Annotated in this window: 21 protein-coding genes; 12 read left to right on the plus strand and 9 right to left on the minus strand. The window is 72.7% G+C overall.

Going from position 1 to position 22082, the window contains the following annotated elements; translation table 11 throughout:
* Positions 1-4: 4 nt before the first annotated feature.
* Positions 5-1516, minus strand: coding sequence for an ABC transporter substrate-binding protein (locus KUM38_RS23160; protein ID WP_217131341.1), 1512 nt, complete (start codon positions 1514-1516; stop codon positions 5-7).
* A 148-nt stretch (positions 1517-1664) separates the two neighbouring features.
* Between KUM38_RS23160 and KUM38_RS23165 the strand changes: the two genes are divergently transcribed.
* Both KUM38_RS23165 and KUM38_RS23170 read left to right on the plus strand, forming a co-directional pair.
* Positions 1665-2510: a cyclopropane-fatty-acyl-phospholipid synthase family protein gene (locus tag KUM38_RS23165; protein ID WP_217131342.1), complete on the plus strand. Its 846-nt coding sequence runs from the start codon at positions 1665-1667 to the stop codon at positions 2508-2510.
* Between the two features lie 77 nt (positions 2511-2587).
* Positions 2588-2836: a chorismate mutase gene (locus tag KUM38_RS23170; RefSeq protein WP_217131343.1), complete on the plus strand. Its 249-nt coding sequence runs from the start codon at positions 2588-2590 to the stop codon at positions 2834-2836.
* Positions 2837-2928: 92 nt separating this feature from the next.
* On the opposite strand, the gene KUM38_RS42975 is transcribed toward KUM38_RS23170, so the two are convergent.
* Entirely contained in the window at positions 2929-3576 is a 648-nt protein-coding gene (locus tag KUM38_RS42975) for a gas vesicle protein (RefSeq protein ID WP_302181257.1), read from the minus strand.
* 509 nt (positions 3577-4085) lie between these two features.
* On the opposite strand from KUM38_RS42975, the gene dhaK reads away from it, so the two are divergent.
* Genes dhaK through KUM38_RS23190 form a run of 3 tightly spaced genes read left to right on the plus strand, consistent with a single transcriptional unit; the run spans position 4086 to position 6148 of the window.
* The gene (dhaK, locus tag KUM38_RS23180; RefSeq protein ID WP_217131344.1) at positions 4086-5078 is read left to right on the plus strand and encodes a dihydroxyacetone kinase subunit DhaK; all 993 of its coding nucleotides are present in this window, start codon (positions 4086-4088) and stop codon (positions 5076-5078) included.
* Positions 5079-5127: 49 nt separating this feature from the next.
* Positions 5128-5745, plus strand: a complete 618-nt coding sequence (dhaL, locus tag KUM38_RS23185) for a dihydroxyacetone kinase subunit DhaL (RefSeq protein WP_217131345.1) — start codon at positions 5128-5130, stop codon at positions 5743-5745.
* On the plus strand, positions 5738-6148 hold the full coding sequence (locus tag KUM38_RS23190; RefSeq protein ID WP_217131346.1) for a PTS-dependent dihydroxyacetone kinase phosphotransferase subunit DhaM: 411 nt from the start codon (positions 5738-5740) through the stop codon (positions 6146-6148). The genes dhaL and KUM38_RS23190 overlap by 8 nt, the downstream gene beginning before the upstream one ends.
* A 27-nt stretch (positions 6149-6175) precedes the next feature.
* On the opposite strand, the gene KUM38_RS23195 is transcribed toward KUM38_RS23190, so the two are convergent.
* On the minus strand, positions 6176-7003 hold the full coding sequence (locus KUM38_RS23195; RefSeq protein ID WP_308409025.1) for a glycoside hydrolase family 75 protein: 828 nt from the start codon (positions 7001-7003) through the stop codon (positions 6176-6178).
* Between the two features lie 390 nt (positions 7004-7393).
* Between KUM38_RS23195 and KUM38_RS23200 the strand changes: the two genes are divergently transcribed.
* Both KUM38_RS23200 and KUM38_RS23205 read left to right on the plus strand, forming a co-directional pair.
* Positions 7394-8395, plus strand: coding sequence for a fibronectin type III domain-containing protein (locus KUM38_RS23200; RefSeq protein ID WP_217131347.1), 1002 nt, complete (start codon positions 7394-7396; stop codon positions 8393-8395).
* 168 nt (positions 8396-8563) lie between these two features.
* A complete protein-coding gene (locus KUM38_RS23205; protein ID WP_217131348.1) occupies positions 8564-9091 on the plus strand; it encodes a hypothetical protein in 528 nt (175 codons plus the stop codon).
* A gap of 68 nt (positions 9092-9159) precedes the next feature.
* On the opposite strand, the gene KUM38_RS23210 is transcribed toward KUM38_RS23205, so the two are convergent.
* From KUM38_RS23210 to KUM38_RS23220, 3 genes are all read right to left on the minus strand, one after another.
* Positions 9160-9735 carry a PadR family transcriptional regulator gene (locus KUM38_RS23210; RefSeq protein WP_217131349.1) on the minus strand — a complete coding sequence of 192 codons (576 nt, stop codon included), beginning with the start codon at positions 9733-9735 and terminating at the stop codon, positions 9160-9162.
* 31 nt (positions 9736-9766) lie between these two features.
* On the minus strand, positions 9767-11782 hold the full coding sequence (locus KUM38_RS23215) for an NADPH-dependent 2,4-dienoyl-CoA reductase (RefSeq protein ID WP_217131350.1): 2016 nt from the start codon (positions 11780-11782) through the stop codon (positions 9767-9769).
* Positions 11783-11884: 102 nt separating this feature from the next.
* The gene (locus KUM38_RS23220; RefSeq protein ID WP_217131351.1) at positions 11885-12256 is read right to left on the minus strand and encodes a hypothetical protein; all 372 of its coding nucleotides are present in this window, start codon (positions 12254-12256) and stop codon (positions 11885-11887) included.
* Positions 12257-12496: 240 nt separating this feature from the next.
* Here KUM38_RS23220 and KUM38_RS23225 point away from each other — a divergent pair, with 240 nt between their 5' ends.
* A complete protein-coding gene (locus tag KUM38_RS23225) occupies positions 12497-14578 on the plus strand; it encodes a SpoIIE family protein phosphatase (RefSeq protein ID WP_217131352.1) in 2082 nt (693 codons plus the stop codon).
* A 6-nt stretch (positions 14579-14584) separates the two neighbouring features.
* Here the strand turns inward: KUM38_RS23225 and KUM38_RS23230 are convergent, their stop codons facing one another.
* Positions 14585-15394 (minus strand): putative protein N(5)-glutamine methyltransferase, encoded by an 810-nt coding sequence (locus tag KUM38_RS23230; RefSeq protein ID WP_217131353.1) that lies wholly within the window; start codon positions 15392-15394, stop codon positions 14585-14587.
* 504 nt (positions 15395-15898) lie between these two features.
* Between KUM38_RS23230 and KUM38_RS23235 the strand changes: the two genes are divergently transcribed.
* From KUM38_RS23235 to KUM38_RS23250, 4 genes are all read left to right on the plus strand, one after another.
* The gene (locus tag KUM38_RS23235; protein WP_217131354.1) at positions 15899-16504 is read left to right on the plus strand and encodes a sulfite oxidase-like oxidoreductase; all 606 of its coding nucleotides are present in this window, start codon (positions 15899-15901) and stop codon (positions 16502-16504) included.
* A 31-nt stretch (positions 16505-16535) separates the two neighbouring features.
* Positions 16536-17312: a ferredoxin reductase gene (locus KUM38_RS23240; protein ID WP_217131355.1), complete on the plus strand. Its 777-nt coding sequence runs from the start codon at positions 16536-16538 to the stop codon at positions 17310-17312.
* Between the two features lie 757 nt (positions 17313-18069).
* On the plus strand, positions 18070-19038 hold the full coding sequence (locus KUM38_RS23245) for an acetylxylan esterase (RefSeq protein ID WP_217131356.1): 969 nt from the start codon (positions 18070-18072) through the stop codon (positions 19036-19038).
* Between the two features lie 122 nt (positions 19039-19160).
* The gene (locus KUM38_RS23250; RefSeq protein WP_217131357.1) at positions 19161-19904 is read left to right on the plus strand and encodes a GntR family transcriptional regulator; all 744 of its coding nucleotides are present in this window, start codon (positions 19161-19163) and stop codon (positions 19902-19904) included.
* Here the strand turns inward: KUM38_RS23250 and KUM38_RS23255 are convergent.
* Positions 19882-20622, minus strand: coding sequence for a response regulator transcription factor (locus KUM38_RS23255; RefSeq protein WP_217131358.1), 741 nt, complete (start codon positions 20620-20622; stop codon positions 19882-19884). The genes KUM38_RS23250 and KUM38_RS23255 overlap by 23 nt on opposite strands.
* Positions 20619-21920 (minus strand): histidine kinase, encoded by a 1302-nt coding sequence (locus KUM38_RS23260; protein ID WP_308409023.1) that lies wholly within the window; start codon positions 21918-21920, stop codon positions 20619-20621. The genes KUM38_RS23255 and KUM38_RS23260 overlap by 4 nt, the downstream gene beginning before the upstream one ends.
* Between the last annotated feature and the right edge of the window lie 162 nt (positions 21921-22082).

Consider the following 22082-nt stretch of genomic DNA (forward strand, 5'->3'; position numbering starts at 1 on the left):
GCGATCACGCCGAAGCGAGTTCGGCTGCCGAGAGGTCCGGGAACTGAAGCGATCGCACACCGCTCACCTTGTCGGTGTGGGCGTTCACGGTGGGGACGAAAACCGGAATGATCTCGTTGCCCTTCTCCCACAACAGGCCCTGCGCCTTGTGCGAGGCCGCCTCCCGGTCGCCCTCGGCCGGCGCGCTGCGAGCGGTGGCCACCAGTTTGTCGATGTCGGGGAAGGTTCCGGGGGTGTGATTGGCCTCGAAGGGCGCCGGCGGGTTGTACCCGGCGGCGAACGGGAGGCGCTGGTAGGCCTCGTAGTCGGCGAAGAGCTGCCCGGCCGGCAGTTCGTCCAGGCTCGCCTTCACCCCGACGGCCCGGAGGTTCTCCACGATCAGCGTGGCCGTCTCGACCATGCCGGGCAGTTCGGGACCGGCGGTCAGTTTGATCGACATCCCGTCGTGACCGGCCTCGCGCAGCAGCGCCTTCGCCTCATCGGGGTCGTAGGACCGCTGTTCCAGGCCCGTGTCATAGCTGGGGAAGCCGAGCGCCGGGACGTCGTTGCCGATCTCGGCGCGGCCGAAGTACACCGTGTCCACGATGGCCTGGCGGTCGACCGCGAGGCGGAACGCCCTGCGCACGCGCTCGTCCTTGAACGGCGCGTGCGACAGGTTCATCTCGAACCGCAGGTTCGACACGTACGGCGGCTCACCGGTGCTCACGGTGAGACCGCGGGTCTTCGCCAGGTCTCGCGCGCTGAAGGGCGAGACTCCGCTGACGAAGTCGGCCTGTCCCTCCCGAAGCGCGTTCACTCTCGCCTCGGCGTCGCCTATGGACAGCAGGTGGATCTCTTCCAGGTGCACATCGTCGCCGAAGTAGTCGGGGTTGCGGCGCAGCACCGTCTGCTGCCCGGGCTCGAACGCCTCGATCACGAACGGTCCGCAGGACGGCGTCTTCGGGGTGAACTCGGTGGTGCCGTCCTTGATGACCAGCATGCTCTGGCACAGCAGGAGGCGTCCGTCCGCGATCGGCTGCGCGGTGGGCAGGCGAAGGGTGCGCCGGTCGAGCTTGCGGGCGGAGGCGAGGTCGAAGTTGCGCCCGACGAGGCGGGTGAACGGCAGGCCCTCCAACTCGTCGGGCGCGCGCAGCGAGTGGAGCAGGTCGGAGGCGGTCACCGGAGATCCGTCGGTGAAGGTGACGGAGTCACGCAGCCGCAGAGTGTACGACGTGAGATCGTCACTGATCTCGATCGACTCCAGGATCCCGTAGCTGACGCCGTCCGGCTGCTCCGCGTCGATGGCCCCGAGAGGGGCGTGGACGAGCCGTGCCCGGACGAAGTCGAGGGCGGTCGGGCCGACGAAGTAGTTCAACGTCTCGCTCGACCCGCCTCCGGTGAAGGCCGCGCGCAACGTCGCACCCACGTCGTCGCCACCACCGTCCGAGGATGAGGAGCAGGCGGTCAGCAACCCGGAGATGCCTGCGGCGGTCAGGGCACCGAACCCGAGGAAGGCGCGACGGGGAATGTTACTCACAGTACGTCCTTGCTTGCGGAGAGAGGAGGCAGGGTGCCGGGCACGGGCTCGGCACGTAACCGTGGCGCCCCACGCCACATCATATGGAAACAATAATCGTTCTCAATAAGGTTGTACATGAAAACGATTCCCAACTAGGCTGCCGGTCATGGCGAATGTCGACGAGGCAGGACTGATCACGTACCTGAGGACCAACCGGGCGTTCATGGCGCCGGTCGTCGAGCAGGCCGTCGGCCTGCTCGACCTGAAAGGCCGTCACCGCATCCTCGATGTGGGCACGGGCGCGGGCGGCGGCCTGGTCGCCCTCGCACGTGCCGCCGGTGCACAGGCACGGGTCCTGGGCGTGGACCGCAACGAGAGCGCGCTCGCGCTGGCCCTCCGGCACGCGGAAGAGGAAGGCGTCCTCGGTCAGGTGCACACCGAGACCGCGGACCTGCTCCAGGTCGCCGCAAGGATCTCCGGGGAGGACCGTTTCGACGCGATCTGGGCGAGCGACGTCATCTGGCCGGGGAATGTCGAGGATCCCGCAACGGCGGTCGCGCGGCTGGCCGGAGCCTTGTCACCGGACGGCGTACTCGCGCTCTTCACGAGCAACTACTACAGCTCGACGTTCCTCCCCGGCCACGCCCGCCTGGAGCGGCAGCTCCTCACCGCCTCGGAGCTGGACTGGGGAATCCCCGCCGACGGCCCGGAGCACTACGCGCGGCACGTGCACTGGATGACCGCGGCCGGCCTGCACGACGTGCGGCTCCACGTCCTGCCCCGGATCGGTTTCCCCGCGGACGCGGACCCGACGGTCCGTCCCTACCTGGAGAAGGTCGTGTGGCCTCAACTGCTGGCGGGCGCCCGGACGCGGGGAAAGGACGCGGGGATGACGAAGGAGGACATCGCACGGGCCGAGGTCCTGCTGACCCCCGGACGTCCTGAGTACGTGGTCGACGAGCCGGGCTACTACCTGATTCATCCCACGCTGCTGGTGACCGGACGTCGCTGATCCCCTCGGCGCGCCATCCGCCGCCGGCATGGCGGAGCAGCCACTCTCATCGACCTCGCACGGGAAGGCACTTCCGCATGCCCAGGGCCACGGACGGCCTCGCCGAAGGCCTGCACACGCATATCGCGGAGCTGGACGCGGCCATCATCGAACTGGTCCGTCGGCGTACCGACATCTGTACACAGCTGACCACTCGACGCCGGGCCGCCGGAAGGCCGACGATCGAACTCGCCCGTGAGAACGACGTCCTGCAGCGATACAGCGAGGCGCTCGGGCGCCCCGGCATCTCACTGGCGATGCTCCTGACAGAACTGGGACGACGGTGACTTCCCGCCCGCGGGCCGGACTTCCAGACCCTCGAGACCTCCGCCGATGCGCCCTTGGCCGACCAGGGGCGCCGATGCCGGGAGGCGGATCATCACTCCTCACCAGCGTCGCAGATGGCGGCCGGGGCGAGCCGGCTGCGGACGGTCCGCAGAGCCTGGAGCGGCGAGTCGGACTCCTCCGCGACCGACAGCGGACGGCGCCGGATCCGGGCGTGCGGCATGGCGGCGAGTTCCCCGGCCGCGTCACGGGCCTGCTGCTCGCGCTGTCCGGCCGGCGACCTGAGGATTCCTGGTGAGCGGCCGTCGGAGTTCGCCTCGCGGGTTCCCTGTGCCGGGGCACCGGCCGTGGCGGCCGGGCGTTCCACGGTGATCTCCACGCGCGGTTCGCACCGGCCGACCAGTTCTTCGAGTCGGCCGGTGAGGTGGGGTTCCTGGTCGGTGATCCAGTCCGTCAGCCGCTGTTCGGCACCACGTCCGGCGCCGGGACGGTCCTCGAGCGGTGGTTCGCCCTCCTCGCGGGTCCGGCGCCACGCGGCGGTCTCCGTGTCCGTGCCGGAGGGAAACCCCGGTCCGTGACGGGCGGCGGGCTCGAACGAGGCCGGCGCCGCACACAGCCGGATGCCCAGCGGTTCCACCCCGGCCACCGGGACCATGATGTCGGCATTGAGCACGAGCCCCTCGTCCAGCAGGGCCTCGACCACGTGCGCCGGACGGCCCTCACCGTCCCGCCGGGGCTGCATCGGAGCGACGCCCTCCCGGCAGCCCACCGGCGGACGAGTGCCGGGAAACCCGGGACGGGCGCCCGCCGCCGCTCGACGTCAGCCTCTCGGGACAACTGCTCATCACACGCGTCCCACCGCACTCCCGCCCCTCACACCCCGCGGAACGCCAGGCACCCTCCGTGAACAGGCCGACCGGCAACACGGAGACGAGGGAACCGGTCAGGAGCGGGCGCCGAGAACCGCTCCTTGATGTGTGCAGGGACCAGGGCGCGCCCGGGACGTTCTCGCGCGTGACCTTCGCCGCCGCAAGGCCGATACTGCCGACAGCGGCACTCCCTCCACATCCCACCCGACCATCCGACCGAGCTGACGGACCGTCACCAAAGTCGGCGCCACGTCAGCGTCAGTACCGCTGGAACCCGCTTCGGGCCGCCGCGGACCGCCAGGATCGAAAACTATCCATACTTGTTCTGAGCAGCGAAAACACAGGTCGAATCCCTACCTGCCAACCTTCCCAGGAGGTACCCATGAGGATGCTCATCAACGTCCCGGAGAGCGTGGTCGCGGACGCGTTGCGGGGGATGGCCGCGGCCCATCCCGAGCTGGCGGTGGACGTGGAGAACCGGGTGATCGTGCGTAAGGACGCGCCCGTGGCCGGGAAGGTGGGCCTGGTGTCCGGCGGGGGGTCGGGGCACGAACCGCTGCACGGTGGGTTCGTGGGGCCGGGGATGCTGTCGGCGGCCTGTCCCGGTGAGGTGTTCACCTCACCGGTGCCCGATCAGATGGTGCGCGCCGCGGCGGCCGTGGACAGCGGGGCCGGGGTGCTGTTCATCGTGAAGAACTACACCGGTGACGTGCTCAACTTCGACATGGCCGCCGAACTGGCCGAGGACGAGGGCATCCAGGTCGCGAAGGTGCTGGTCGACGATGATGTGGCGGTGACCGACAGCCTGTACACGGCCGGCCGGCGGGGCACGGGCGCGACCCTGTTCGTGGAGAAGATCGCGGGCGCGGCGGCGGACGAGGGCCAACCGCTGGAGCGGGTGGAGGCCGTCGCCCGGCAGGTGAACGAGAACTCCCGCAGCTTCGGTGTGGCGCTGAGCGCCTGCACCACGCCGGCCAAGGGCACTCCCACCTTCGATCTGCCCTCCGGTGAACTGGAGTTGGGCATCGGCATCCACGGCGAGCCCGGCCGGGAACGGCGGCCGATGATGACGTCCGGCGAGATCGCCGAGGTCGCCCTCGACGCGATCCTGCAGGACCTCACGCCGCGCAACCCCGTCCTGGTCCTGGTCAACGGCATGGGCGCCACCCCGCTGCTGGAGCTGTACGGGTTCAACGCCGAGGTGCAGCGGGTGCTCGGCGAACGCGGGGTCCCCGTGGCCCGGGTCCTGGTCGGCAACTACGTCACCTCCCTCGACATGGCGGGCGCCTCGGTCACCCTGTGCCAGATCGACGAGGAGCTGCTGCGGCTGTGGGACGCGCCGGTGCGGACTCCGGGACTGCGCTGGGGCATGTGAGGGACACCGGTTCTTTGGTTCAGGAATACCTACCACGCAAGGAGTTCCCGTGCTCGACGCCGACTTCTTCCGCCGTTGGATGACGGCCGCCGCCGCGTCCGTGGACCGCGAGGCGGCGCGGCTCACCGCGCTCGACTCGCCGATCGGGGACGCCGATCACGGCAGCAACCTCCAGCGCGGGTTCCGGGCGGTGAGGGACGCGCTGGACAAGGAGCCGCCCGCCACTCCCGGGGCGGTGCTGGTCCAGGCCGGGCGGCTGCTCATCTCGACCGTGGGCGGCGCGTCCGGTCCGCTGTACGGAACGCTGCTGCGCCGCACCGGCAAGGCGCTCGGCGACGCCGCCGAGGTGGACGGGCGGCAGCTGGCCGAGGCGCTGCGCGCCGGGGTGGACGCGGTGCGGCAGCTCGGTGGTGCCGCACCGGGCGACAAGACGATGATCGACGCGCTGGTGCCCGCGGTGGACGCCCTCGGTGACTCCTTCGCCGCCGCGCGCGACGCCGCCGAGGCGGGTGCCGTGGCGACGACGCCGCTGCGGGCGCGCAAGGGCAGGGCCAGTTATCTGGGTGAGCGCAGCATCGGGCACCAGGATCCGGGGGCCACGTCGGCGGCGCTGCTGATCGCCGGGCTCGTGACGGCCGAGGCGGACGCGGAGGCCGACGGTGAGTGACGAGAAGCTGGTGGGGATCGTGCTGGTGTCGCACAGCGCGGCGGTGGCCGCGTCGGTGGCGGAGCTGGCGAAGGGTCTGGCGGGCGCCGGCGGGGCGGTTCCCGTCGCACCGGCGGGCGGCACCGAGGGCGGTGGGATCGGCACGAGCGCCGAACTGATCGCCGCGGCGGCCGCGTCCGTCGACCGCGGGGCGGGGGTGGCCGTGCTGACCGATCTGGGCAGCGCGGTGCTCACCGTGAAGGCGCTGCTCGCCGAGGGCGACGAACTCCCCGAGCGGACCAGGCTGGTGGACGCGCCGTTCGTGGAGGGCGCGGTGGCCGCGGTGGTCACGGCCTCCACGGGGGCGGACCTGGCGGCGGTGGAGGCGGCGGCCGTCGAGGCGTACACGTACCGGAAGGTGTGAGGAGGGCGGTGGTGTCGCCCGGCCGGTTCAGTCGTCGGCGTCGACGAACCGCCGGGCCAGCCGCTCCCCTGCCGTCACCGCGGCCGTGTGGTCCTCGATGGGGGTCACCCGGCTGTCCCGGAACACGATGTAGGTGACGCCGGAGGGTGTGCCGCCGGCGCGCGGGTCGGGGTCGATGCCGAGCGACTCGGCCGTGGCGTAGGACGCCTCGCCGATGATGTCGGCGGGGCCGGTGTCGCCGACGACCGCGTACCGCACGCGGTCGCGGTACACCACCGCCACGACCGATCCGCCGCGCACGCCGTGGGACCGGTGGTTCCACACGGCGCTGGGCGCGGGCACCACCACGTAGGGGGTCTCCTCGGAGCTCAGCGGACGGCCGTCGGACTGGGCGAAGGCCGTGGACGCCAAGAAGTACGGGTCGGTGCGGGCGTTGCAGCGGGGGCCGGGGCGGCCGTCGCAGTCGATGTCCATGTCGGCCTTCCAGAACACGGCGTCGCGGGTGCCGCACACCGGGACGGTGGCCTTGGCGCCGTGGTCCTCGCGGTAGCGGCCGTGGGAGACGGGGGCGCAGGTGCGCACCTTGGCCAGCAGGTCGGCGGCGGAGACGGGGGCCGTGCGCCGTACGGGCGGTTCGGTAGGCGCCTCGGCCGGCACATCGGTGGCGGAGACGGAGGGCGTACGCCGTACGGCCGGTTCGGTACGCGCCTCGGCCGGCACTCCGGCGGCGGGCGCCGGGGCCGTGCGCCGTACGGCCGGTTCGGTACGGGGCTGGGGCACGGTGGTGGGGGGAGCCGAGGGGGCCAGCAGGGCGACACCGGCCATGGCCAGGGTGAGCGACTGGACACGGGACACGATCAAGGGGGCCTCTCGTCGGGGTCACGGGCGCGCACTCACGGGCACTTTGCACCATTTCGCCCCGATATGGTGACGCGGCGGCCCCGACAGGGCCGGACGGTGCACGATCGCACCAGTGACCACGACAAGGGGCCGGGGCCCGAGTCCGGTCGACCCGGGCCGTCCGGCCACCCGCGCCGGCGCGGGATCTGCGACGACAGCGGTCCGCGCCACGGACCCGAACTCCCTTCCACCGAAGGGTGGTTCGACCCGTTCGGACATCAGCATACGTAACGCGCGCGCACACTTCCCCACCCCTCGTCCTCTTGATGTGACCGCGTCAGCCTGGTCATATTGGTACGGACCATTGTCCGAGCGTTCCCCTGTGCCGCTCCGGGAGGCAGAGTCGTGCGTGGCGTTCCCCCAGCCGTGTCCCCGCGTCGCCTTCTCGCGCTCGGCGGGATCCTCCTGCTGCTCGCCTCCTGCCGATGGGGAGGAGCGCACGACGACGGCGGTGGTGGACGGCCACCCGGAGCACCGACCGGTGTCACGGCCGAGGCGGGCAGTGCCACCAGCGTGCATGTCATGTGGAACGCGGTCGCCGCCGCCGACGCCGAGGTGAGCCACTACGAGGTGTACCGGGGCACCACAAAGGTGAAAGAAGTGCCCGGTGCCGAGCACATGGTGGACATCACCAGGCTCCGGCCCGCGACCACCTATGTGTTCACGGTGCGGGCCCGGGACGCGGACGGGCGGCTCGGGCCGCGCAGCCGGGAGGTCCGGGCGACGACACCCGGGGCGGCCACGGCCGACGACACCGCTCCCACCCGTCCGGCGGAGCTTCGCGGCCGGACCGCCGGCAGCCGGGCGGCCCAGTTGTCGTGGTCCGCCTCGGAGGACGACCGAGGTGTGGTGTCGTACAACGTCTATCAGGGCGGAACGAAGATCCACAGTGTGGGCGGGAACCAGACGGCCACCGTGGTGACGGGGCTGCGGCCGGGCACCCGCTACTCCTTCACGGTCCGGGCCCGGGACGCGGCCGACAACCTCTCCCCGGCCGGCGCCACCGTCCGCCTCACCACCGCGGGCAGCGCGGACGGCCCGGCCGGCGCCCCCACCGGTTTCCGGGCCACGAGCGAGCGGTCCGACGGCGCCTACCACATCGTCCTGCACTGGGTGCCGCCGCGCGTCGACGGGGTGATCACCGAGTACGAGGTGCGCCTGGACGGCCGTGTCGCCACCTCGCTCGTCTACGGCGGTGACGCACCGCGCGACCGGGCGACGTACCGCTTCTACGCCGGCCGGGAGGCCGGGGTCGCCCACCGGGTGCGGATCCGGGCGATGCTGCCGGACGGGACCTGGGGCGGCTTCTCGGCCGAGCGCACGGTGACGACGGGCACCGGGCGCTGACCCGGCCCCCGGGTCGGCCGCCCGGAGGAAGCCGTCACCTGCCCGGATGCCGCCGGAGTGCGCGCCGGTCCGGCGGCCCGTTGGCTTGCCTCGTGGCAGCACGGGCGCTCCCCGACCTCGGCGGCGCAAGGGATGTACCGCCGGCCGTGCCGCCGGAAAGCAGCCGACATGCGCAACTCGAAGCCACTGCTCCGCTCCGGCCCGGTCGCGGCTGCCGCCGCACTCGCGCTGGGCCTGGCCGGGCCGGCCGCCGCGGCCGGGATCTCCGTCAGCACCACCGGCTCGACGGTCTCGGTGAGCACCAGTGCGTGCACCCAGGTCAACGGCCACTGGGGCACCGCCTCGCTGCTCAGCAGCGGCCAGACGAGCTTCTCGCAGGGCCGTCAGGTGGCGCTGTCGGGGAGCGGTTCGGGACAGTCCGCCGCCTGGTCCAACGTCGGTCCGGGCACGTACACGGTGATCGTGGTGTGCTCGAACGGCACCACCGCGGGCACGCAGTCCGTCGTCGTCTCCACGGCTCCCAGCCCGTCGGCGTCGCCCACGGCCTCGCCGTCCCGCGGGGTGATGGGCGGTATCGGCGGCGGCTCGACGGACTACGGCACGGTCACGCTGGTGGCGGGCAGCACACTGGTCGGCATGGGGATCGCCGCCACGGCCTGGTACCTGCGCCGCCGCAGCACCCCGCGCCACTTCTAGACCCGGCGCCGGCCGCCGTCACGTCCGACGCGCTCCGGGCGGGCGGCCGGCGTCGACCCGGCACGGTGTCACGCCTCCCGCGCGCCCGGGCCCTCGGGTGCGCCGGCGTCCGGCAGCCGGGCGAACTCCGCCAGCGCGTGGTCGAGCCACTGGGTCCAGAAGGTCTCCAGGTCGATGCCGGCCCGCAGCACCAGATGCCGCAGCCGGTCCTCCGGCCCGTCCTTGCCGGGCGGGAAGTCGCGCTGCTCGATCTCCCGGTACTCCGCCAACTGCCGCTCGTGCAGCTCCCGGTGGCGCCGCAGGTCGGCCGCCAGGCCCGCGGTGCCCACCACGGCCGCCGCCCTCAGCCGCAGCAGCATCACGTCGCGGTGCGGCTTGGGGTCCTGGGACGCGGAGGTCCAGCGGGCCAGTTCCGCGCGCCCCGCCGGCAGGACCTCGTACGCCTTCTTCTGCCCCCGGGCCGGCTGCTCGGCGGGAAGGGCCCTGATCAGGCCCTCGGCCTCCAGTTTTCCCAGCTCGCGATAGATCTGCTGGTGCGTCGCGGACCAGAAGTAGCCGATCGACCGGTCGAACCGGCGGGTCAGCTCCAGCCCCGACGACGGCTTCTCGAGCAGGGCGGTGAGGATCGCGTGCGGGAGTGACATGGGCTCATCCTAGGGACGGGCCGCGCCCGGCCTACAGCGCCGCCGCCAGCTCGGTGCCCTGCTTGATGGCGCGCTTGGCGTCCAGTTCGGCGGCCACGTCGGCGCCGCCGATCAGGTGGACGGCGCGGCCGGCGGCGACCAGTTCCTCGTAGAGGTCGCGGCGCGGTTCCTGACCGGTGCACAGGACGACGGTGTCGACCTCCAGGACGGTGCTCTCGCCGTCGATGGTGACGTGCAGTCCGGCGTCGTCGATCCGGTCGTAGCGCACGCCCGGGACCATGGTGACGCCGCGGTGCTTGAGTTCGGTGCGGTGGATCCAGCCGGTGGTCTTGCCGAGGCCGGCGCCGACCTTGGACGTCTTGCGCTGCAGCAGGTGGACGGTGCGCGGCGGGGCGGTGCGCTCGGGTGCGGCGAGGCCGCCGGGGGCGCGGTAGTCGAGGTCGACGCCCCACTGGCGGAAGTACGTCTCGGGGTTCTCGTGCGCCTTGTCGCCGCCGTCGGTGAGGAACTCGGCGACGTCGAAGCCGATGCCGCCCGCGCCGAGGACCGCGACCCGGTCGCCGACGGGAGCGCCGTCGCGGAGGACGTCGAGGTAGCCGAGGACGCTCGGGTGGTCGATGCCGGGGATGTCGGGGACGCGCGGGGTGACGCCGGTGGCGACGACGACCTCGTCGTGGCCGGCCACGGCGTCGGCGGTGACGCGCGTGTCCAGGCGTACGTCGACGGCCAGTTCGGCGAGGCGGGTGCGGAAGTAGCGCAGGGTCTCGTCGAACTCCTGCTTGCCGGGAACCTTGCGGGCCACGTTGAGCTGGCCGCCGATCTCGCTCGCGGCGTCGAACAGGGTGACGTCGTGGCCGCGTTCGGCGGCGCTCACCGCGCAGGCGAGGCCGGCCGGTCCTGCGCCGACGACGGCGACGCGCTTGCGGCGGCGGGTCGGGGAGAGCACCAGCTCGGTCTCGTGGCAGGCGCGCGGGTTGACCAGGCAGGAGGTGATCTGCCCGCTGAAGGTGTGGTCGAGGCAGGCCTGGTTGCAGCCGATGCAGGTGTTGATCGCCTCGGGCCGGCCGTCCGCGGCCTTGGCGACGAAGTCGGGGTCGGCGAGCATCGGGCGGGCCATGGACACCATGTCCGCGCAGCCCTCGGCGAGCAACTGCTCGGCGAGCTCGGGGGTGTTGATGCGGTTGGTGGTGACCAGCGGCACCGACACCTCGCCCATGAGGCGCTTGGTGACCCAGGTGTAGGCGCCGCGCGGCACGGAGGTGGCGATGGTGGGGATGCGGGCCTCGTGCCAGCCGATGCCGGTGTTGATGATCGTGGCGCCGGCCTCCTCGACGGCCCTGGCCAGGGTGATCACCTCGTCCAGGGTGGAGCCGCCGGGCACCAGGTCGAGCATGGAGAGCCGGTAGATGAGAATGAAGTCCTCGCCGACCGCCTCGCGCACCCGGCGGACGATCTCGACGGGGAAGCGCATGCGGTTCTCGTACGAGCCGCCCCAGCGGTCGGTGCGGTAGTTGGTCTGTGTCGCGGTGAACTCGTTGATCAGGTAGCCCTCGGAGCCCATGATCTCGACGCCGTCGTAGCCGGCCCGCCGGGCGAGGCGCGCGGCGCGGGCGTAGTCGTCGACGGTGCGCTCGACCTCGGCGTCGGTGAGCTCGCGGGGCGGGAAGGGGCTGATCGGCGCCTGCACGGGGCTGGGGGCGACCAGGTCCCGGTGGTAGGCGTACCGGCCGAAGTGCAGGATCTGCATCGCGATGCGTCCGCCCTCGCGGTGCACCGCGTCGGTGACGGTCCGGTGCTGCTGCGCCTCGGCCTCGGTGGTGAGCTTCGCGCCGCCCTCGTAGGGCCGCCCCTCGTCGTTGGGGGCGATGCCGCCGGTGACGATGAGGCCGACCCCGCCGCGGGCGCGGGCGGCGTAGAACTCGGCCATGCGGGAGAAGCCGCTCTCGGCCTCCTCCAGGCCCACGTGCATGGAGCCCATGAGGACCCGGTTGGGCAGGGTGGTGAAGCCCAGGTCGAGTGGGGTCAACAGGTGGGGGTAACGGCTCATCGGGCCCTCCGTGCGCGGTGTCGTGCCTGTAGTTGTAAGGCACGCGCACCGCCTTATGCAACTAGTTGCATAAGAGACGGAGGGCACACGGGACCAGGAGCGTCACCGGCTTTCGAGGCGTACGTGCAGCTCCTCCTCCTGGTCGCCGGGGACCGTGCTCAGGTCGTGCACCGTGAACAGGGAGCCCAGGGTGGTACGGAACCGGTCGATCGCCCAGTAGCCGCCGTGCGCGTCGGCGTCGACCGACGCGGCCAGCCGGGCCCCGGGCCGGGCGCCCTCGTGCGCGTCGGCGACGTCGAAGGTGCCGAGCCAGACCGTCGGGCGGGTCTCGGAGAACTCCTCCGGCACGTCGTCGGAGCACCGGTCGGACGTGAAGCACGCGCACAGCGTGTCGAACACGATCCGGGCGTCGTCCTTGCTGCATCCGCTGATCTCGACCGAGACGGATTCCGGGTGCGGTCGCTCACTGCCCATCGTGATCGCTCCTCTCGTGGCCACGCCGTCCCCGCCCCTCACTCAGCAAAGCACCACCCGCCGAAGAGCACTACCCGCGCGCCGCCGCGGTGCCGACTTCGCGGGGCGCCCGCCCCGATGGTGGGGGAAGCTGGAACCGGACGGCAGGAGCGGCGGAGAATCAGCCCCGCGCGCGGTAGAACAAGGGGTGTCGGCACGGTGAAGACGTGCCGTGGGAATCAGGCGAAGGCGGGGCGTGCGATGAGTACAGCGGGGTCACCCCCGGCCGACGGTGACGGGCCGGTGCACGGGCCGGTACGTCCCAGCGGGCTGCTCGACGTGCTGCGGGTGGCCTCGGTGGTCCTGGACACCGAGGGGCGGATCGTGCTGTGGAGCCCTCAGGCCGAGGAGCTGTTCGGGTACGACGCCCGGGAGGCTCTGGGCCAGTACGCCGCCCGGATCATGGTGCACGAGCAGCATCTGGACCTCGTGGTGAAGCTCTTCGCCGACGTCATGCGCACCGGACGGAGCTGGGCCGGGGCCTTCCCGATCCGGCGCAAGGACGGCGACACCCGGTTGGTGGAGTTCCGCAACATGCGGCTGCTGGACGACCGGGGGAACGTGTACGCCCTCGGTCTGGCGGTGGACCGGTCGACCGTGCGCCGGCTGGAGCGGGACGTGGCCCTGTCCACCCGGATCGTCGCCCAGTCCCCCCTCGGGCTGGCCGTGCTGGACACCGATCTGCGCTACGTCTCGGTGAACCCGGCGCTGGAACAGATCAACGGCGTGCCGGCCGAGGAGCACCTGGGCCGCACGGTCCGGGAAGTGCTGCCGCTGGTGGACACCGAGGTGTTCGAGACCTCCGCGCGCCAGGTCCTGGAGACCGGCCGGCCCGTCATCGACCGGGCCACGACCGGCCGGACCCCGGCCGATCCGGACGAGGACCACACCTGGACGGTCTCGCTGTACCGCCTGGAGAACGCGCTCGGCACGGTGCTGGGCGTGGCCGTGTCGGTGGTGGACGTCACCGAGCGGTACCGGGCGAACGCCGAGGCCGAGACCGCGCGGCGGCGGCTCGCCGTGATCGCCGACGCCACCGCCCGGATCGGCACCACCCTGGAGCTGGACCGCACGGCCGGTGAGCTCGCCGACGTGGCCGTGCCGGAGCTGGCCGACGCGGCGGCGGTGGACCTGCTGGACGCGGTGGTACGGGGCCGCCGCAGCACCCTCGGCCCCACCGAGCCCGCGGTGATCCGGGCGCTGGCGGTGCGCGCGGTGGACGCGGCCGAGATCCTGGCGGCGGCCGACCCGCCCGGCCGCGTGACCCGGTACGCGCCGGACCGGCTGATCACCGAGTGCGTGCGCACCGGGCTGCCGGTGATGGTGCCGCAGGTGAAGGACGAGGACCTGGCGCGGATCGCCCGTTCCCCGGAGGCGGCCGCGCAACTGGCGCAGGCGGGTGTCCACTCGTACCTGGCCGTGCCGCTGATCGCGCGCGGGGAGGTGCTGGGCGCCCTCGACCTCATCCGTACGCGCAGCCCCCGTCCGTTCGACGAGGACGACCTGCTGCTCGCGCGGGAGCTGGCCTCCCGCGCGGCCGTGCAGATCGACAACGCCCGCTGGTACCAGAACACCCGCGACACCGCCCTCACCCTGCAGCGCAGTCTGCTGCCGAGCCATCCGCCCGTGACGGGGGGCCTCGAGGTCGCCTCCCGTTACCAGCCGGCGGGCGCCACCAGCGAGGTCGGCGGCGACTGGTTCGACGTGATCCCGCTGGAGGACGGCAAGACGGCCCTCGTCGTGGGGGACGTGATGGGCAGCGGCATCCCCGCGGCGGCCACCATGGGCCGACTGCGCACGGCGACCCACACCCTCGCCTCCCTCGACCTCGATCCGGCCGTCCTCCTGGAGCACCTGGACCGGATCACCGGCGGTCTGGACCAGGCGATCGCGACCTGTGTCTACGCCGTCCACGATCCCCGCGAGCGGCGGTGCACGATCGCCAACGCCGGGCATCTGCCGCCGGCCCGGGTGCGGGCGGGCCACGCCCCCGAACTGCTCGACCTGCCCACCGGGGTACCGCTGGGAGTGGGCGGGGTCGCCTTCTCCACGACCACCGTCGAGCTGGAACCGGGCGACCGGCTGGTGCTCTACACCGACGGTCTCGTCGAGACGCGCCGGCATCCGCTGGACGAACGCCTGGACCGGCTGCTGGCCCTGCTGGACCACCCTGGCGACTCCCTGGAGGAGGTCTGCGACCTGCTCCTGCGCACGCTGCACGAACCCGACAACGCCGACGACGTGGCCCTGCTCATCGCCCGCGCGACGACCCCGGCCCCCTGACCGGTCCTACGGCCTCACCCCGATCACGACATGGGCGTACCGCTCGTCGCAGGCGGCCAGGCGGGTCCGCAGGCCGGCGGCGGTGAAGGCGCCGACGGCGGCGGGGGCCTGCCGGCTGCTGGTCTCCACCAGGAGGCAGCCGCCCGGCGCGAGCCACCCGGGCGCCCCGGCGGCGACCCTGCGCAGCACGTCGAGGCCGTCCGCGCCGCCGTCGAGCGCGGCCGGCGGCTCGTGGTCGCGGGCCTCCGGGGGCAGCAGACCGATCTCGTCGCTGGGCACGTACGGCACATTGGCCGCGAGGATGCCGACGCGGCCCCGCAGGTCGCCGGGGAGCGCCGCGAACAGGTCGCCGGTGTGGACCTGTCCGCCGAACCCGGCGACATTGCGGCGGGCGCAGCGCACGGCGGCCGGGTCGATGTCGGCGGCGTGCAGCTCGACCGCGCCGAGTCCGGCGGCCAGGGCCGCGCCGACGGCGCCGGAGCCGCAGCACAGGTCCACGACGACGGACGCGTCCGGAGCCTGGGCGAGTGCCTGTTCGACGAGGAACTCGGTGCGGCGGCGGGGCACGAAGACACCGGGTTCCACGGTGATGCGCCGGCCGTGGAACTCGGCCCAGCCGACGACGAGTTCGAGGGGCGTTCCGGCCGCCCGGCGCTCGACCATCGGGGCGATGTCCTGGGGGGTGGGCGCGGCAGAGAGGATCAACTCGGCCTCGTCCTCGGCGAAGACGCAACCGGCGGCGCGGAGCGCGGCCACGACGGCGTCACGGGACGGGGACGGCGGGACGGCGGAGGGAGAGGGTGACGGGGACGGCATGTGCGGCAAGAGCCTGAGCCTTTCGGGAGCCGAAGGGCGCTCTCGCGGTCACCTACTGCCGGTGGCCCGCGTCGCTTCGAGGTGAGAGCACCCGACCTGACACAGCGGTAATGGGTCTCACCTCCTCGGCGATCTCGGGCTGGGGCGGTCCGCAGCCGGACGGCCACAGTACCCGACGATCACTGCCGCTGTACGGTGCTTCGGGAACCCGGGAACGCGGAGGGGGTGTGCGCGGGTGGAGGCGGCCGGACGTACACGTCCCGGGCGGCGCCGGTGGCGTACACGCTGCTCGGGCAGCCGGATGTCGTACACGCTGCCCACCGGAGACGAGCGGCGGCCGACGGTGAACCGCCGGGTGACCGGAGCGCCGCACCGCGTGGTCCGGCTCCCGGGCGGACCGGCCTGCGGGGCCGTGACCGGCCTGGCACCGCATCGGTCGCGGACACCGCGTACGGTTGAACACGGAAACACTTGAGCACCAGTCGCAACGGAATCGCCGATCACGTGAACATCACCCGAGGCTTCACCGGCCGCCCTCGCGTGCACAACCCCGGACTGCCGCCGGGTCAGTACGACGCGGGCGACGAATGGCCCGTCCTGTCCGCCGAGGTCACACCCGACCTCGCGCCCGCCGACTGGACCTTCCGGATCGACGGGCTGGTGGCGGAGCCCCGCACCTGGGACTGGGAGCAGGCGCACGCGCTGCCGGCCTCGGCGTACGAGGGGGCCATCCACTGTGTGACGAGCTGGTCGAAGTTCGGGGTGCGGTTCGGCGGCGTCTCGCTGGACGCGTTTCTCCATATGGTCCGGCCCCATGAGTCGGCCACACATGTGGTCGCGTATGCGCACACCGGTTACACCACCAGCCTGCCGCTCGCGGATGTGACCGGCGGCCGGGCCTGGATCGCCTGGGAGTACGACGGCCGGCCGCTGCCTCCCGAGCACGGCGGCCCGGCACGGCTGATCGTGCCGCACCTGTACTTCTGGAAGAGCGCCAAGTGGATCGCGGGACTGCGGCTCCTCGACCACGACGAGCCGGGCTTCTGGGAGGGCAACGGTTACCACGCGCGCGGCAATCCCTGGGAGGAGCAGCGGTACTCCGGTGACTGAGCGGACGACACCGATGACACAGACGGCACCGATGGCACAGACGGCACCGGCCGCGCCGGAGCGCTTCGCTCCGCCGACGCGGTTCGCGGTGCCCGGGCGGATCGGCGTGAGCGAGCAGACCGCGTCCGTGTGGCGGACGGCGACCCTGACCGGGATCCGCCACGAGACCCCGCGGGCGACGACCTTCCGGTTCGCCGTGCCCGGCTGGCCGGGGCACGTGCCCGGTCAGCATCTGCTGCTGCGGCTGACCGCCGAGGACGGCTATGTGGCCCAGCGCCACTACTCGATCGCGTCGGCACCGGACGACTCCGGGCACATCGAGCTGACCCTGGACCATGTCGAGGGCGGCGAGGTCTCGGGCTGGTTCCACACGGTGGCCCGCCCCGGTGACCGGGTCGAGGTGCGCGGCCCGCTCAGCGGCTTCTTCGCCTGGCCGGGCGACCGGCCCGCGCTGCTGGTGGGCGCCGGCTCCGGAGTGGTCCCGCTGATGTCGATGGTGCGGCACCACCGGGCCCGGGACATGAGGCTGCCGCTGCGCCTGCTGGTGTCGGCCCGCAGCCCCGAGGAGCTGATCTACGCACGGGAGTTCGGCGCGGAGACGACTCGGGTGTTCACGCGCAGCGCCCCGGAAGGTGTGTCCGTTGGACGTATGACGGCCGCACATGTGGCGCCGCTCCTGGCCAAGCAGCCTCCCAGTGGGTGGGAGGCCTATGTGTGCGGCTCCAACTCCTTTGCCGAGCACGCCTCCAGGCTGCTCGTGGCGGCCGGCCAACCCGTGGAGCGGATCCGGATCGAGCGCTTCGGCTGACCGGGACGTCCCCGCGGGGCACCCGCCGTTTCGCACAGCCCCGGCCGGGCTCCCGGCCGGGGCTGTTCCGTGGGTGCCGCGTGCCGCGTGCCGCGGAGGGACGCCGGGGGCCGGGGGCCGCCGTCGCGTACGGCCCCGTCCATGCCCCCGGCCGTGGTGACGGCAGGGAGGTCCGGGATGCGGACGCGGGTGCTGTACCGGCGCCGGCGCAGTCCGCTGTGCCGCCGCTCGGACGTCGTCGAGGAGTGGACGGCGCCGGCCGCCACCGTGTGCGCGCCGAGGTCGTGGAGTGGTCCACGCAGGTGCGGCCCGTAGCCCGGGCCGGCGGTCGGCATGTGTTCCGCGCGGACGTGCGCTGGACGGAGCCGGGCGAGGGGCCGCGCACCGCCGTCGCCCGCGTACCGGCGAACGCGCGCCCCGGCGAACGCGCGCCCCGGCGACGTGGTGCACGTGTGGTTCGACTCCCGTGGACGCGATGTACCGCCCCGGCCGACGACGCCTCGGTGTGGCAGCACCGGCATCGGCACGGGGGCCGGCGGAGTGGGAACGGGCCTGGGCCGGTACCGGCCCGGAGTGGACGCGCCGCGGCGTCCGAGCCGACGCCCGCCGCACGTCGGCCGTCTCCTGCAGACGCCCCGACAGCAATCGCTTTCCATGCCCACCACCTGGGACTTTTCCCGAAGCCTCTGGCGATGGCGCCAATGATCCACGTACGGTGTCATCGCTTCGCACTGTCTCTTCACGAAGGCGGTCCCTGATGGCCCTGTTCGACCTTCCCCTCGACGAACTGCGCGAGTACCGCAGCGCGTCCACCGCGCCCGAGGATTTCGACGCGTTCTGGTCCAAGACACTCGAGGAGGCACGCGCGTACGACCTGGACGCCCGTTTCGAGCCGGTCGACACGGGACTGTCCACGGTGCGGGTCTTCGACGTGACGTTCGCCGGGTTCGGCGGCCACCCCGTCAAGGGCTGGCTGACGCTGCCCGCCGACGCCGACGCCCCGCTGCCGCTGGTGGTGGAGTTCATCGGCTACGGCGGTGGCCGCGGGCTGCCGCACGAGCACCTGCTGTGGGCGTCCACGGGCCGGGCCCACTTCGTGATGGACACCCGGGGCCAGGGCAGCGCCTGGGGCGCCGGCGGCGGTACGGCGGACCCGGTGGGCGGCGCTCCGGCGTACCCCGGTTTCATGACGCGCGGCATCGACGCGCCCGAGAACTACTACTACCGCCGGGTGTTCACGGACGCCGTACGGGCGGTGGAGGCGGCGCGGTCGCACCCGCTGACCGACGCGAGCCGCACGGTCGCCGTCGGCGCCAGCCAGGGCGGGGGCATCACCATCGCGGTCGGCGGCCTGGTCCCGGACCTGGCCGGCATCGCGCCGGACGTGCCCTTCCTGTGCGACTTCCCGCGCGCGACGACGCTCACCGACCGGCAGCCGTACCGGGAGATCGGGTCCTACCTCAAGACGCACCGCGGCCGCTTCGAGGACGCGCTGCGCACGCTGTCCTACTTCGACGGCGTGCACTTCGCCGCCCGCGGCAGCGCGCCCGCCCTGTTCTCGGCGGCCCTGGAGGACCAGACCTGCCCGCCTTCGACGGTGTTCGGGGCCTTCAACGCCTGGGCGCACGACGACAAGGCGATCGAGGTGTACGACTTCAACGACCACGAGGGCGGGGGCCCCTTCCAGGAGGCGGCCAAGCTGCGCTGGATGCGCTCCTACATCTGAGGGGACCGTACGGTTCCGGCCGAACTGCCGGACCGCTCTTCCCTGCTGGTGTAGACCAATGGTAGATGTGGTGGCGCAACGAGCCCGTACGGCTACGGAACGTCATCACCAGGAGGCGCGGCATGGCCCGCACCACCCCGCACGACCCCTCACCCACCGAAGGGGAGCCCCTCTACCGGAGGATCGCGACGGAGTTGCTCGGCGAACTGCGGGACGGAACGATTCCGCCCGGCGAACGCCTCCCCGGCGAACGGCGGTTGGCCGAGCACTTCGAGGTCAGCAGGGAGACCGTACGGCAGGCGCTGGAGGTGCTGCGCCGTGACGGACTGGTCGCCACCGACCGGCGGGGCAGCCATGCCACGCTGCCCGGCCTGCCGGTGGAGACGCCGGCCTCGTCCGGGTTCCCGCTCGGCGCGCGGTGCGCCGGCCGGGACGCGGTGGCCAGGGCCACCGTCGCCTGGGAGGCTCCGCCGCCCGGCCACGCCGAGGTGCTCGGAGTGGCCCCGGCCCGGCCCACGCTGGTGCACCGCTACTGGTCCGCGTCGGCCGACGGACGGGACCTGCGGACGGCGGTGACATCGTTTTCCGCCGTGGCGCTCGCGGAGGTCGAGGAGCTGGGCCGCTACCGCGACCGGGCCGACGGCACCGGCGCGGCGGAGCTGTGGCGGGCCTACGACTGGATGCGCCGGGCGGGGCTGACCCTGCACCACCGCGACACCATCACGCCGGTCGCGGGGACGCCGTCGGTGCGGGTCACCCGGCGGGTACGGGACCAGTACGCCCGCCCGCTGGAGATCACCGAACTCGTCATGGACGCCCAGGAGGACGTTTTGGTCTACGAGTTCACGGTGCCGTCCGCCCTCTGACCGGCACCGGGGCCGACTGGGCGGCCTCGTGTGCGCCGGCGCTGACCAGCCCTGTCTCGTAGGCGACGATGACGGCCTGGACACGGTCACGGAGCCCGAGCTTGGCGAGGATGCGGGCGACGTGCGTCTTGACGGTCGCCTCGGCCAGATGGAGGCGGCCGGCGAGTTCGGCGTTGCTCAGTCCCCGGGCCAGCAGGCCGAGGACCTCGAGTTCGCGCGGGGTGAGCGAGGCGAGGTCGCGGTGGAGGGCGGCGGTGTCGCCGCCGTGCTGGGCACTGTATCCATGTCCGCCTCCGGCAAAACGCTGCACGAGGCGGCGGGTGATGGCGGGCGCGAGGAGGGCGTCGCCGGTACGGACCGTGCGGACGGCCGCGGTCAGGTGCTCGGGCGTGACGTCCTTGAGGAGGAAGCCGCTGGCCCCGGCGGACAGTGCCGCGTAGACGTACCGGTCGAGGTCGAAGGTGGTCAGGATGATGACGCGGGGTGTGTCGGGGGCGCCGGTGAGGATGCGGCGGGTGGCCTCCAGGCCGTCCATCTCGGGCATCCGGACGTCCATCAGGACCACGTCGGGACGTGTGCGGCGGACCGCTTCGACGGCTTCGATTCCGTTGGTCGCCTCGGCGACGACGTCGATGCCGTCGGCGCCGAGGATCAACCGGAATCCGGTGCGGACCAGGGTCTGGTCGTCGGCGAGGAGCACACGCAGTGGCTCGGTCACGGTGTCTCCAAGGGGATCAGGGCCTCCACACGGTAGCCGCCGGTCAGGCGGCGACCGGTGGTCAGGGTGCCGTCGTACACGGCGAGGCGCTCGCGCAGGCCGATCAGGCCCCGGCCGCTTCCGGCCGGCGCGCCCGGGTGTCCACCGGTGTCGGTGACTTCCACCCGGAGTTGTTCCGGACCGTATGCGACGGTCACGGCGGCGGTGGCACCGGACGCGTGCTTCACGGTGTTGGTCAGGGCTTCCTGGACCACGCGGTAGGCGGCGAGTTCGAGGCCGGGCGGGAGGGGACGGGGCGGGCCGGTCACGGTCAGGTCGACAGGCAGTCCGGCGTCCCGGACCCGTCCGACCAGCGTCTCCAGCTGGTCCAGGCCGGGTTGCGGGACCGGCACCGCCGCCGTGCCGGCCGGGTCCGCGTCTGTCCCCTCGCCCTCGTTGGCCATGGTGAGCAGTCCCATGACGTGGCGCAGTTCGGTCATGGCCGCCCGTCCGCCCGCCTCGACGGCGAGCAGCGCCTCTCCCGCCTGCTCGGGGGAGGTTTCCATGATCTTGCGCGCCGCGCCCGCCTGAATGATCATCACGCTGACGTTGTGCGTGACGACGTCGTGCAGTTCGCGGGCGATTCTGGCCCGTTCGTGCTCGACGGCCCGGCGCAGCGCCTCGGCCTGTTCGCGTTCCAGGGCGGAGAGCCGGGCGCGGCCCTCGTCCGTGCGGAGTTTCCAGGTCCGCAGTCCGACGGCGGCCACGGCCATCGGGACCAGGATCAGCAGGACGATGTACTCGTTGGGGACGATCGGTGTCACCGAGTTCCCCGAGGTGCCGACCAGGGCGACCGACACCGGCAGCCCCGCCAGGGTCGCCAACCGGTACGGGCTGTGGACCGCGGCGCTGTAGACGGCGATGACGAACGCGTAGAAGGTCAGCCGCAGGACGTTCTGCGGTGTCGCCAGGGTCGCGGCCGTCACGACGCACAGCACGGCGAGCGGGTAGCGGCGGCGCAGCGCGAGGGCACCCGAGGCGACGGCCGCGAGGGACACCATGAGGGCCAGGCCGCCGGGGCCGGACGGGCGCGGCTCGACGCGCTCCACGCCGGGTGCGATCTCCCGCACCACGACGTTGCCGACGTTGTCGACGCCGTAGTAGACGGTGACGATACCGAGTGCCAGTGCCACCAGCGCGTCGAACTGCCGGGCGCGGCGGGTGGGCCGCAACGGCGGCCCGCTCGGCAGCCCGGCGTCGCGGACCGTCCGGCGAACGGCTTCCCGCAGCCGCTCCGGCGTCGTAGATACGTCCCTCACCGGATCATTGTCGCCGCCGCGCGGAGCCACGGAGTCCGTCCCGATGGTCATTCCCATCGCGCCGGATACCTCGTACGCCTACATCGCAAGGATGACGTCCGGAGGGCTCGTCCCGGCGCGGTACCGCGAGGGGTCCGGGCGGGCGACGCGCGCGGGCCGGGT

Source organism: Streptomyces sp. AC558_RSS880 (genome assembly GCF_019049255.1).
GTDB lineage: Bacteria > Actinomycetota > Actinomycetes > Streptomycetales > Streptomycetaceae > Streptomyces.